The following is a 12,599-nucleotide window of genomic DNA, read 5'->3' on the forward strand; positions in this document are numbered from 1 at the left end:
CTCCAGGCCTACCCGCCGAAGAGCTACCGCCTCCAGGCCTACTCGCCGAAGACTTTCCGGGCGAGGAATTCGTTGCGGAATTTGTGCTCCGGGTCCATCCGCTCCGCGAGGTCCTTGAAGTCGTCGAACCGCGGGTACAGGCCGGCGACGGAGCGGGCGTCGGCGTGGAACAGCTTGCCCCAGTGCGGCCGTGCATCCAGCGGTGCCAGCGCCTCCTCAATCACCGGAAGCAGTTCCTCCACCTCATCCTGCAATTGCTTCCAGGTGAAGTGGAAGCCCACGGAGTCCTGGCCGTAGGCGGTGCTGAGCCAGAGCTGGTCGGCAGCCACGGTCCGGATTTCGGAGATGTGAAGCAAGGGAGTGATGCGGTGCGAGAGCGCCCGGAGCTCCGCAATGGCGGCCACGGCGTGCTCGCGCCGGACGAAGAACTCGCTCTGCAGTTCATCGCCGCTGCTGGGCGTGAAGGCCATCCGGAAGTGGGCCAGGCGCTCGGACCACGGTCCCGGGACTCCGAGCTGCTCGGTGCAGTTCTCGGCCGAGACGCCGGGCAGTGGGTGCCGTGCGGCCGTGGCGCGCGTGCCGCCGAAGAAGGTGTCGACGTCGAACGCGGCTTCCGGGGCGGCGGTGCCGGCGAGTGGAAGGCGGCTCTTGAGCCAGGACTGTGCGACGGCGTCCCCGCTCCAGTCCGTAAACAGGCTGACGCTGTAGGCGCTGGACGTGGCGGCGTCGAAGCTCTCCAGCACCGTCTGCCAGGGAAGCCCTTCGAAGACGTCCTGGCGCACCGCGAACGTGGGTTCGATGTCCAGGGTCACCTTGGTGACCACGCCCAGAGCACCGAGGCCGACGACGGCGCCGTCAAAGTCGGGCGAGTTGCCGCGGCTGAGGTGGTGGATGGTTCCGTCCGCAGCCACGATTTGCAGCGCGGCGACGGACGTTGCCAGGTTTCCGTTCGCGTCGCCGGAGCCGTGGGTTGCGGTGGCGATGGCGCCGGCCACGGAGATGTGCGGCAGGGAAGCCAGGTTGGGCAGCGCGTAGCCGTTGGCCTGCAGCTTCTCGGCAAGGGTCCCGTAGCGGGTTCCGCCCGAGACCGTGACGGTGCGGGCTGCCGCGTCGATGCGGATGGCGGGGTCCAGGCTTTCCAGCGAAATCAGGGCCCCGGGGGAGTCTGCGATGGAATTGAAGGAGTGCCGTGAGCCGAGCGCGCGGATTTTCGGGGCGGCGGCCACAACTTCCTGGACTTCCGCGAGGGTGCGCGGACGGTGGATCACCGGTGCGGTGTAGCGGTAATTTCCGGCCCAGTTGAGTTCGGCCGCAGCACCGGCGCCTTCCGTGGAGTCCGGCGCCAAAAGGCCGCCGCGTCCTGTTTGGCCGTCCAGTCCGGGCATTTCGCTGACCTCAGTGCTCATGGCATCCCTTCCGCGCCGGACCAACGGGCCATCGGCAGTCTTGTTATCGCTAACAAGACTGGGGAGGCCCTGGCCGTGTGTCAATGGCCATCCACGCATCAGACGGCCGCTCCTGCGGAAAGGCGTTACGCCCGGCGGTCCCGCTCGGCAGCTTCCCGGCGGCGGCGGGCAAAGTGGCTTTCCAGGCCTTTGGACACCGCCACAAAGGCCACGCAACTGGCCATAAAAGCGGCGGTGTTGGTCAAACCCATTGCCGTTCCAAGGGCGGCAGTCAGCAGCATTGCAGCGAAACCCGCTACGATGTGCCACCCTCTGAACTTACCCACGCATAAAGGGTAACCCCGCCCTTTGGGGCGTTTTGGCGCTCCACGGGGATCGTTGCTTGATCCTTATCACTGCTTCATAAATCGCGCAGACGGCTACATCAAGCGCTAGCTTTCGGCGTCGGCCGCCTTGGACTTCTTCTGCGCCTCCAGCCATTCCATAATGGCCGCCAGCCGGATCCGCCGGTGTGTGCCGCGGTATTCCACCGGAATTTCGCCGCGGTCCGTCATATTGCGAAGGTACGTGTGAGATATTCCGGCAAGTTCCGCCGCCTGGGAAGTGGTAAGCAGTTCTTCAACGCTGCTGACCGTCACCGCTTCACCGCGGCTGAAGCGGCCCAGCAGATCCACGACGGCGTCCCGCGCCTGGGGCGGCAGGCGGTGTACCGTGCCGTCCACAAAGACCGTGATGTCGTGGCTGCCGGCCAGGGCTTGCTTCAGTTTCTGGGCTTCATCGCCGGGGAGCCCGGCCGTCACGCGGGGAGCAATCAATGCCATGCGGAAATCCTAGCGCCCGCACGGCCGGAAGCTGCCCGCACGCCGGCGGCACGCATCGCGCCGCTATTCGGCGTCGAGATCCGTCTCCAGGAGCGTGACCAGCGCATCCAGGGCCTGGTCCGCGCCGTCGCCGTCGGCGCGCAGCACTACAACGTCCCCCTTCGCCGCCCCGAGGGTCATCAGCGAAAGGATGCTGGCGGCGTCGAGCGCCTCGTCGGCCGGTTCACCCTGCATGGAAATCGTGACGTCAACGCCGGCATTGCCGGCCGCTTCGGCGAACAGCGCGGCAGGGCGGGCGTGGAGGCCGGAGCGGCTGGCGATGGTTGCAGTACGTTCGGGCATTGCTTCTCCTGATGAATCTCGTTGATGGGCGGCTTGTTACAGGCCGAGTTCGTGGAGCACGGGCAGCTTCTCGCGAACCCAGGCCCGGGCTTCAGTGGCGCTCGGTGCGGACAGCGCCAGCTTGGCCAGCTGCTGCGCTTCCTCCAGCGTGACCGTCTTGAGCACGGCGGCCACGGCGGCCAGGGACCGAGCTGTCATGGACAGCGTGGAAACACCCAGCCCGGTCAGCACGACGGCGAGGGCCGGGTCCGCCGCCGCCTCGCCGCACACGCCCACCGGTTTGTTGTGGCCCTCCGCGCGTGAACCTTCAACAGTCAGGCCGACAAGGCGCAGCACGGCCGGCTGCCAGGGAGTGTTCAGTGCGGCCAGGGGGCCGAGCTGCCTGTCGGCGGCCATGGCGTACTGGGTGAGGTCGTTCGTGCCCAGGCTGGCGAAGCCCACCTCGCGCAGGATGGACTCGGCCGTGAGCGCGGCTGAGGGGACTTCCACCATCACGCCGGGGGTCTTGATGCCGGCCTCGGAGCACATGGAGGCAAAGCGGGCGGCCTCCTCGGCGGTCGAGATCATCGGGGCCATGACCCACACGTCGGCTTCGGACTGCTTCTCGGCCAGGGCGATCGCTTCCAGCTGGCGTTCCAGGACGCCGGGCGTGGTGAAGTCCGTGCGGTACCCGCGAACGCCCAGGGCGGGGTTGGGCTCGGTGGAGTCGGTCAGGAAAGGGAGCGGCTTGTCGGCGCCGGCGTCGAGTGTGCGCAGCACAACCTTCTTGCCGGGGAAGGCGTCAAAAACACTCTTGTAGGCCGCTGCCTGCTCTTCCACGGTGGGCTCGGTGTCCCGCTCGAGGAAGCAGAATTCAGTGCGGAACAGCCCCACGCCCTGGGCGCCCAGTTTGGCTGCGGCCTCCGCGTCCTTGCCGCCGCCAACGTTGGCGAGGAGCGGTACCAGGTGACCGTCCGACGTCGTGCCCGTGCCGCTGAAGTCAGCGAGCAGGGAGGCCGTGGCCGCCCATGCCTCGGCTGCGGCGCGCAGTGAGTCGTCGGGCTCGGCCGTGATGGCGCCGGCGGCGCCGTCCACATACACTTCGATGCCGTCCGGAAGTTCATCCACTCCGACGGCGGCAACCACGGCGGGCAGGCCAAGGGACCGGGCGATGATGGCTGTGTGCGACTGCGGCCCGCCGCCTGCGGTCACCAGCGCGAGGACCTTGTTCGGATCCAGCGTTGCCGTGTCCGCCGGCGCAAGGTCTTCGGCCACCAGCACGAACGGCGTATTGGAGGACGGGATGCCAGGCGCAGGCACGCCGCGCAGTTCGGCCACGATCCGGGCGCGGACGTCCAGGACATCCGTGGCGCGCTCGGCCATGTAGCCGCCCAGGTTGTGCAGCATTTCCGAGACGGAGGAGCCGGATTCCCAGATGGCGCGCTCGCTGGAGACACCGCGGGCAACCAGCTTGGCCGCGCCCTTGAGCAGCATGGTGTCCTTCGCCATCAGCGCCGTGGCCTCCAGGACTGCCTTGCCGTCGCCGGTGGCGTGGGCGGCACGCGCCTTCAGCTCGTCGTGGACGGCCTGGGCTGCGGCCTTGAGGCCTGCGGTTGCATCCTCAGGCGTGACGCCGGCGGGCAGTTGCTGGCCTGCTGGCGGTTCGCTGATGGGTTTGGGCATTTGGCGGATGGTGCCGATGATGCGGCCGGGGCTGACGCCTACTCCTGGGAAGTTCTGCACTGAAGGTCCTCGTTCTCTGCCGTAAGCAGGCCCCGCCGTTCGTTGCCTGGGCGATTGCCCAGACCGTCGCGACGGCTACGTCCGACGGCATTTGCGGTGCCTGAAAAAATTGTATGTGATGCACTTCATATAGCGTTGCTATAGGTGCTAGGGTAGCGGTTATGAGTTTCGATGGCCAGCTCCCGCCCAAAACACGGCTGTTGCGCGCAGCAGCCGAGTTGCTGGCCAAATCCGGTGGAGCGCCGGTTTCCACCCGCCAGATCACGCAGCTGGCGGGGGTCACGGCACCCACGCTCTATCACCACTTCGGTGACAAGGAAGGGCTGTTCGACGCCGTTGTCGCGGCGGGTTTTGAAGAGTACGTGGCCGGCGAACGCGACTTCGCGCCGTCCGGGCATCCGCTGGAAGACATCCGCCGGATGTGGGATAACCACGTCCAGTTCGGGCTAAAACAGCCGGAACTGTACCTGGTCATGTTTGGCAACATTCGCCCTGAGAGCCGCCCGGCCATCGTTGCCGATGCCGAGGCCCTCATGGAGGAAATGCTGAACAAGGCCGCAGTGGCAGGCCAGCTGAACGTCCAGCCGCGTGAGGCGGCCAGAAGCATCCTGGCAGCAAACGTGGGTGTGACCCTCATGCTGATCGCGGAGCCTGCCGCGGACCGCAACCTTGAACTGTCCACCATGACCCGGGACGCCATGATTTTCGCGGTGGCCGCCGAACAGGCCAACGGCGCCGGACCGGAAGCTGCCGGGAAGTCGTCGGTGGTGGTGGCGGCGATCGCCTTGAACGCCGCGCTCCAAGCATCGCACTCGGACCAGCTTTCCAGCTCGGAACTCAAGCTCTTTCTCGAATGGCTCCACCGGATCTCCACCAGTTCCAACAGCTAGTCGTCGAAAATATCGGACCATCCTGCGGTGCAGCAGGAATCACGGTTAGGAAATCACATGGCAACAGAGACAGTTGCAAAACCCCGTACCAGCATGCGCGTTGGCGTCCAGAAGTTTGGGACATTCCTGTCCGGCATGATCATGCCCAACATCGGGGCCTTTATCGCCTGGGGGCTTATCACGGCCCTCTTTATCAAGACAGGTTGGCTGCCCATTCCCGAGCTCGGTGGCTTTGGCACCAACGCTGCGGGCACCGCGAACGTGGGCCTTGTGGGCCCCATGATCACCTATCTGTTGCCACTCCTGATTGCCTACACCGGCGGCCGGATGGTTTATGACGTCCGCGGCGGCGTTGTGGGCGCCATCGGCACCATGGGCGTGATCGTCGGCGCCGGCATCCCGATGTTCATCGGCGCCATGATCATGGGTCCCCTGGGCGGCTGGACCATGAAGAAGCTCGACGCAATCTGGCACGGGAAGATCCGTCCCGGCTTCGAAATGCTGGTGAACAATTTCTCCGCCGGTATCTGGGGCGCCCTCCTTGCACTTCTTGGCTTCTACGGCATCTCTCCTGTGGTTACGGCCTTCAGCACAGCGGCCGGCAATTTCGTCCAGTTCCTGGTCAGAAACGGACTGCTGCCACTGACCAGCATCTTCATCGAACCGGCCAAGGTGCTGTTCCTCAACAACGCCATCAACCACGGCGTGCTGACGCCACTCGGCATTCAGCAGTCGCTTGAGCAGGGCAAGTCCATCCTCTTCCTGCTTGAAGCCAATCCCGGGCCGGGCCTCGGTATCCTGCTCGCCTACATGTTCTTCGGCAAGGGCCTGGCCAAGGCATCGGCCCCCGGCGCCGCGATCATCCAGTTCCTTGGCGGCATCCACGAGATCTACTTCCCCTACGTGCTGATGAAGCCGATCCTCATCCTCGCCTCGATCGGTGGAGGCATGACCGGGATCGCGACACTTGCCCTCACCAACTCCGGCCTCGTGGCTCCGGCAGCGCCAGGGTCCATCTTCGCGGTGATCGCCCAGACCGCCCGTGACAGCTATTTCGGCGTGGTCCTTTCGGTCCTGCTCGCCACCACGGTTTCCTTCCTGATCGCTTCGGTAATCCTGAAGGCCAGCAAGACCCCCGTGGGTGAAACCGAGGAGGACAGCCTTAGCGCCGCCACCTCCCGCATGGAATCCATGAAGGGCAAGAAGAGCTCCGTTTCCTCAGCCCTGATGGGTGCGGGCGGCACTGCAGTGATGGCCGGCCCCATCAAGAACATCGTGTTCGCGTGCGACGCCGGCATGGGTTCCAGCGCCATGGGCGCATCCGTGCTGCGCAATAAGATCAAGGCTGCCGGTTTCCCGGAGGTCAACGTCACCAATGCGTCCATCGCGAACCTTACGGATACCTATGACATTGTGATCACACACCAGGACCTCACCGAGCGCGCCAAGCCGGCCACATCGAGCGCGGTGCATGTCTCCGTGGACAACTTCATGAACAGCCCGCGGTACGACGAGGTCGTGGAATTGGTCCAGCACAGCAATGCAGAAGCAACCGCCGGCGACGGTATGGCCGCCGCCGCTGCGGGCCCTGCAGCCGCGGCACCTGCTGAGGCCGCTCCGCCGTCGGACATCCTGGCCCGTGAGAGCGTTGTCCTCAACGGTTCGGCCACGACGCGGGATGCGGCCATCGACGAAGCCGGCAGGCTCCTGCTGGACCGTGGTGCCGTGGACAGCGGCTATGTCGATGCCATGCATGAACGCGAGGAGTCGGTGTCCACGTATATGGGCAGCTTCCTGGCGATCCCGCACGGCACCAATGCCGCCAAGGACCACATCATGAAGTCCGCCGTCTCCGTGGTGCGCTACCCGAACGGCATCGACTGGAACGGCAAGGAGGTCAAGTTCGTCGTGGGCGTGGCCGGCATCAACAACGAGCACCTGCACATCCTGTCCTCCATCGCGAAGGTCTTCACCAACAAGGCCCAGGTGGCCCAGCTTGAGGCGGCAACCTCCGTGGACGAAGTCCTGGAACTCTTTGGAAAGGTCAACGCATAGTGAAGGCTGTTCATTTTGGGGCCGGGAACATCGGCCGCGGCTTCGTGGGACTGCTGCTGCACCAGGCAGGCTACGAGCTCGTGTTTGCCGACGTTGCGGAAGAGCTCATCACGCAGCTCGCCGCCGCAGACAGCTACAACGTCCACGAGGTGGGCGAGAACCCTACCGTCCGCACCGTGGACAACTTCCGGGCGCTGAACTCCGGCACCCAGGAAGCGGAGGTCGTGGCGGAAATCGCGACGGCGGACGTCGTCACCACCGCGGTGGGCCCGCACATCCTGAAGTTCGTGGCACCGGTGATCGCCAAGGGCCTCGCCGGGCGGGATGCCGGGCTGGCGCCGCTTCAGGTGATGGCCTGCGAGAACGCCATCAATGCCACGGACATGCTGCGGGACGAAGTGGCTGCAAACTGGGATCCGGCTTCCGGACCGCTGGAGTCCGTGGCCGTGTTCGCCAACACTGCCGTGGACCGGATCGTCCCCAACCAGGAGCCGGGCAAGGGCCTGGATGTCACGGTGGAGACGTTCTACGAGTGGGTCATCGACCGCACGCCGTTCGGTGATTCCGCACCCGTCATTCCCGGGGCCACGTTCGTGGACAACCTGGAGCCGTACATTGAGCGGAAGCTCTTCACGGTGAACACGGGGCACGCCGCCGCGGCCTACTTCGGTTTCGAAGCGGGCCTGGGCAAGATCTCCGAGGCCATGGCGGACCAGGACGTGGCCGCCGACGTGCGCGCCGTCCTGGATGAGACCAAGGAGCTGCTGATCCACAAGCACGGCTTCAACCGCGAGGAGCAGGAGGCCTATGTCGACAAGATTCTGGGCCGATTCACCAACCCGCACCTGCCGGATACCGTGAACCGCGTGGGCCGGGCGCCGCTGCGCAAACTCAGCAGGCACGAACGCTTCATCGGCCCGGCGGCGGAGCTGGCCGAACTTGGCATCGTGCCCGAGGCGCTACTGGGGGCCATTGCGGCAGCCCTGCGCTTCAACGACCCCGCCGATGCCGAAGCAACCGAGCTGGCGCAGATCGTGGCTTCGTCCACGGCCGCGGAGGCCACGGAGAAGGTGACCGGACTGACCGCCGGGCACCCGCTGTTCGCAGCCGTCCAGTCACTCATGGAAGAGGCCAAAGCCGAGGTCAAGGCCTAGGACACCCCTCAAGCCGGACGCTCTCTCACCCCGGACGCTCTCTCACTACCTGCCGGAAAAACACAAACCCTCCTTCACCTTCATCAGGTGAGGGAGGGTTTGTGCTTTTCTTGCGTTAAGTGAGAGAGCGTTGGTGCCCCGCGGCCGCGCAAGCGGTGCCGAAGTGCCTAGACCTTGACGGTCCCCTTCGGCACGAACAGCGTCTCCGCCTGCTCCAGGGACATGCCGTTGGTCTCGGGCACCTTGAACATCACAAAGAAGAACGACGCCGCCGCGAACGCCGCGTACATGGCGTACGTCAGGGGCAGCGAGCCTGCCGCCATGACGGGGAAGCTCAGGGTGATGGCGAAGTTCGCGATCCACTGCGCCGCCGCGGCCAGGCCCAGGGCGCGGGCACGGATCCGGGAGGGGAAGATTTCGCCCAGCAGGACCCACACCAGCGGACCCCAGGAGGCGCCGAAGCTGATGACGAAGACGTTCGCGGCCGCCAGGGCCACAGGACCCCAGGCGCCAGGCAGTGAAATCCCGTCGCCGGAGCCGGTGGCGGAGGCAAAGGCCAGGGCCATGGCTGCCAGCGAAACAGCCATGCCGATGGAGCCGGCCAGCAGGATGGGGCGGCGGCCGATGCGGTCCACCAGGGCGATGGCGACGAGCGTGACCAGGATGTTGGTGATGGAGGTGGCCACCGAAATGGTGAGTGAGTCCTTCTCCTGGAAGCCCACGGCCTTCCACAGCGTGGTGGAGTAGTAGAAGATCACGTTGATGCCGACGAACTGCTGCAGCACGGACAGGGTGATGCCGATCCACACCACGCCCTGCAGGCCGAAAACCTTGCCGCGGAGCGAGCCCTTCTGGCCGGCGAGCTGGTCTTCCTCGATCGCGGCCTGGATTTCGCGGATGTGGCGGTCGGTGTCCTCGGACGGGGCAATCGCTTCAAACACCTTGCGTGCTTGGTCCTCCTTGCCCTTGAAGACCAGGAAGCGCGGGGATTCGGGCAGGGTATAGGCGATCCAGCCGTAGACGACGGCAGGCACGGCGCCGGCGAGGAACATCCACCGCCAGGCCTCGATGCCGAGCCAGAGCGGCTCGTCGGCGCCGCCTGCGGAGTTGGCAAACACGGCGTCGGAGAGGAGGGCGGCGAAAATACCGGTGGTGATGGCAAGCTGCTGGAGTGACGCGAGCCGGCCGCGTACGTGCCGCGGCGAGATCTCGGAGATGTATGCCGGCGCGATGACGGAGGCCAGGCCGATGCCGAGCCCGCCCACCAGGCGCCAGAAGATGAGGTCCCAGACGCCGAACGCGAAGCCCGTGCCGAGCGCACTGATCAGGAACAGGATGGCGCCGAGCTTCATGGCCGGGATGCGGCCGTACTTGTCGGCCACTTTGCCCGCCAGGTAGGCGCCCGCGGCGCAGCCCAGGAGTGCGACGGCAACAGCGAAACCGGTGACGGCCTCGCTCAGGGCGAACTCGTCCTTGATGGCGTCGACGGCGCCGTTGACAACGGAGGAATCAAAGCCGAAGAGGAACCCGCCCACCGCTCCCGCGATTGCGAGGCCGATCACCTTGCGGGGAACGCCGGGACGGCCTTCAGTGCTGGATGTGGACATGGATCTCCCTTGGGATTTTGATGCGTTGGATTTTTAGCTGTGCGGACATCGTTGACCACGGAACCAGCCCTCTTGGCCGGCGCACACGCGCTAAACAGTGTGCCACTTCACGCTGTGAGGTTCCACTTGTTGACGGACGACGACGGCGGGGTGCCGCCGTCGTCGTGTTCGCCGGGGAACAACAACGGGAGGCAGCCTAAAAGACTGCCTCCCGTGACGTGCGCCCGAACGCGGTGACTTAGTGCGCAGCCACCGGTTCTGATCCCGCTCTCTGAGCAGTGGCCTTCGGGTCCGTGAGCTTCTTGTTCGGCAGTGCGAAGCTGACCAGGAAGGCGATCCCGGTGAGCACGGCGGCGGTGAGCATCACGGCGTCGATCGACTGCGCGAAGCCCTCGGTGATGGGCCGGGTGAGCGCCGGGTTGGCCGAGTGCAGCCAGCTGGTGTCATTCAGGGAATCGTTGCTGGCCCCGTTTTGGAAGAACTCGTAGAGCTTGGCATTGGCGGGATCTGAAGCCACAGCAGGGTCCTTCAGGACCGCCAGGTAGTCGGCGTTCTGCATCGCGTCCTTCATGCCGGCGGCAATGCGGTCCGCCGCCATGCTGAAGAGCAGCGAGATGAAGACGGCGGTTCCCACCGCGCCGCCCATGGACCGGAAGAACGCGGCCGAGGAGGTTCCCACGCCCATGTCCTTCGCCGGGACGGAGACCTGCATGGCCAGCGTGAGCGGCTGCATGCAGAAGCCCAGGCCCAGGCCGAAGAACACGGCGATGACGCCGGGCACCCAGAGTCCGGTGTCCACGCCCAGCGAGAAGCCCATCACGACGGCGGCGGCGGTCAGTACCGCGGTGCCCATGATCGGAAAGATCCGGTATGTGCCCGACGCCGAAATGGTCCGTCCGGCGGTGATGGAACCGGTCAGGATGCCCACTGTGAAGGTGATCATCATCAGGCCGGCTTCGGTGGGGGTCAGGCCCTTGACCAGCTGGAGGTACATCGGGAGCATCGCGATGGCACCGAACATCCCGATGCCGATGATGAAGTTCAGCAGCGAGGACAGCCCAAAGGTGAGGTTGCTGAAGAGGCGCAGCGGGATCAGGGCGTAGTCGCCGGCGCGCTTCTCCGCCAGCAGGAACGCGATGATGCCCACGACGCCCAGCCCGATGCACAGGAGGGACGCTGCCGAGGTCCAGCCCCAGCTGCGGCCCTGTTCGGCCACCAGGAGCAGCGGAACGATGGCCAGGGTGATGGCCGCGGCGCCCCAATAGTCGATTTTTTGCTTCACGTGCTTGGCGGGCAGGTGCAGGTAAATGAACACGACGGCCAGTGCGGCCAGGCCTATGGGCAGGTTGATGAAGAACACCCAGCGCCAGCCGTCGAAGCCCAGGATGTTCGAGGACCCGGCGAAGGCCCCGCCCACCACGGGCCCCAGTACGGAGGAGATCCCGAAGACGGACATGAAGTAGCCCTGGAACTTCGCCCGGTCCTTCAGGGCAACAATGTCTCCGATGATGGTCAGGGCGAGGGCCAGCAGGCCTCCGGCACCCATGCCCTGGACGCCGCGGGCGATCGCCAGTTCGGTCATGGAGTGGACGGAGCCGGCGTACAGGGAGCCGGCCAGGAAGATCACAATCGCGGCCAGGTAAAGCGGGCGCCGGCCGAAGATGTCGCTGAGCTTGCCGTACAGCGGCGTGCTCACCGTGGAGGTGATGAGGTACGCCGTGGTGGCCCAGGCCTGCAGGGACAGTCCGTCGAGGTCGTTGGCGATGGTGTAGATCGAGGTGGACACGATGGTCTGGTCCAGTGATGACAGGAACATGCCGAGCATGAGACCCACCATCACTGTGATGGTCTGACGCTTCGTCAGGACGTCCCCGGCTGCGGGCCCGGCGGCGGTTTTGGACATGACTGCTCCATATACAAAGAAAAGGGGATCAAGCTTGATAGTTGCTTTCAGTAACTATCGTACGGTGGGATTTGTTCCCCTGCCTCCGCGAAACGAGAAATTTACCTCAGCGCTCCACGAGGATTCCGTCCGGATCGCACCAGATCATGGCGCCCGGCCGCACCCTCACCCCGTCGATCTCCAGCTCAACATCGGTCTCGCCGGCGCCGGCCTTTGCGCTCTTGCGCGGGTTGCTGCCCAGTGCCTTGACGCCAAGCGGCAGGTCGGCCAGGACCTCGCGATCCCGTATCGCGCCGTTAATGACGACGCCGGCCCAGCCGTTCGCCACGGCACTCGCCGCGATCATGTCCCCCATCAGCGCTGTCCGCAGCGAACCGGCGCCGTCCACCACCAGCACGGCGCCGTTGCCCGGAGTCCCCAACGTGCTTTTGACCAGCCCGTTGTCCTCAAGGCAGCGGATGGTCCGGACGGGACCGCTGAAGTGGGACAGCCCGCCGAGCGACTGGAACTGGAGCGCGATGGAATCAAGTTCCTCGCCCCGTTCGTCGTAGAGGTCCGCGGTGCTGACCGGGCGGCTCGGAACGTCCGCGGCGGGAACACCCGTGCTGGCGGGAAGATCCGTGTTTTTGGGAACATTCGTGTTGCCTGGGGTGTCTGCGGGGGAAGCGGTCATTGGTCCTCCTAGGAATGGCTGCAACC

General features: G+C 65.6%; 11 protein-coding genes. 3 read left to right on the top strand and 8 right to left on the bottom strand.

What is annotated here, in order from left to right; translation table 11 throughout:
- Window positions 1-38: 38 nt before the first annotated feature.
- From J7I92_RS19755 to ptsP, 5 genes are all read right to left on the bottom strand, one after another.
- Window positions 39-1,406, bottom strand: a complete 1,368-nt coding sequence (locus J7I92_RS19755; RefSeq protein WP_214843265.1) for an FAD-binding protein — start codon at window positions 1,404-1,406, stop codon at window positions 39-41.
- A 125-nt stretch (window positions 1,407-1,531) separates the two neighbouring features.
- Entirely contained in the window at window positions 1,532-1,732 is a 201-nt protein-coding gene (locus J7I92_RS19760; protein WP_214843267.1) for a hypothetical protein, read from the bottom strand.
- 105 nt (window positions 1,733-1,837) lie between these two features.
- Window positions 1,838-2,227: a helix-turn-helix domain-containing protein gene (locus J7I92_RS19765; protein ID WP_214843270.1), complete on the bottom strand. Its 390-nt coding sequence runs from the start codon at window positions 2,225-2,227 to the stop codon at window positions 1,838-1,840.
- A 63-nt stretch (window positions 2,228-2,290) separates the two neighbouring features.
- Complete coding sequence (locus J7I92_RS19770; RefSeq protein WP_137324447.1) at window positions 2,291-2,569, bottom strand: HPr family phosphocarrier protein; 279 nt, start codon at window positions 2,567-2,569, stop codon at window positions 2,291-2,293.
- A gap of 36 nt (window positions 2,570-2,605) precedes the next feature.
- Window positions 2,606-4,291 (bottom strand): phosphoenolpyruvate--protein phosphotransferase, encoded by a 1,686-nt coding sequence (gene ptsP, locus J7I92_RS19775; RefSeq protein WP_214843272.1) that lies wholly within the window; start codon window positions 4,289-4,291, stop codon window positions 2,606-2,608.
- Window positions 4,292-4,452: 161 nt separating this feature from the next.
- Here ptsP and J7I92_RS19780 point away from each other — a divergent pair, with 161 nt between their 5' ends.
- From J7I92_RS19780 to J7I92_RS19790, 3 genes are read left to right on the top strand one after another with little or no spacing between them, the layout of a single operon-like run.
- Window positions 4,453-5,181, top strand: a complete 729-nt coding sequence (locus tag J7I92_RS19780) for a TetR/AcrR family transcriptional regulator (protein WP_214843274.1) — start codon at window positions 4,453-4,455, stop codon at window positions 5,179-5,181.
- A 57-nt stretch (window positions 5,182-5,238) separates the two neighbouring features.
- The gene (locus tag J7I92_RS19785) at window positions 5,239-7,236 is read left to right on the top strand and encodes a PTS mannitol transporter subunit IICBA (protein ID WP_214843276.1); all 1,998 of its coding nucleotides are present in this window, start codon (window positions 5,239-5,241) and stop codon (window positions 7,234-7,236) included.
- Window positions 7,236-8,390: a mannitol-1-phosphate 5-dehydrogenase gene (locus tag J7I92_RS19790; protein ID WP_214843278.1), complete on the top strand. Its 1,155-nt coding sequence runs from the start codon at window positions 7,236-7,238 to the stop codon at window positions 8,388-8,390. The genes J7I92_RS19785 and J7I92_RS19790 overlap by 1 nt, the downstream gene beginning before the upstream one ends.
- A gap of 167 nt (window positions 8,391-8,557) precedes the next feature.
- Here J7I92_RS19790 and J7I92_RS19795 read toward each other — a convergent pair whose 3' ends face one another.
- The 3 genes from J7I92_RS19795 to rraA all read right to left on the bottom strand — a co-directional run bounded on the left by J7I92_RS19795 (window position 8,558) and on the right by rraA (window position 12,573).
- The gene (locus J7I92_RS19795; protein ID WP_214843279.1) at window positions 8,558-9,997 is read right to left on the bottom strand and encodes a sugar porter family MFS transporter; all 1,440 of its coding nucleotides are present in this window, start codon (window positions 9,995-9,997) and stop codon (window positions 8,558-8,560) included.
- A gap of 238 nt (window positions 9,998-10,235) precedes the next feature.
- A complete protein-coding gene (locus tag J7I92_RS19800; protein ID WP_214843281.1) occupies window positions 10,236-11,900 on the bottom strand; it encodes an MDR family MFS transporter in 1,665 nt (554 codons plus the stop codon).
- Between the two features lie 106 nt (window positions 11,901-12,006).
- Window positions 12,007-12,573: a ribonuclease E activity regulator RraA gene (gene rraA / locus J7I92_RS19805; RefSeq protein ID WP_214843283.1), complete on the bottom strand. Its 567-nt coding sequence runs from the start codon at window positions 12,571-12,573 to the stop codon at window positions 12,007-12,009.
- Window positions 12,574-12,599: the final 26 nt, after the last annotated feature.

The sequence above is a fragment of the Arthrobacter sp. ISL-72 genome (genome assembly GCF_018613755.1).
GTDB lineage: Bacteria > Actinomycetota > Actinomycetes > Actinomycetales > Micrococcaceae > Arthrobacter.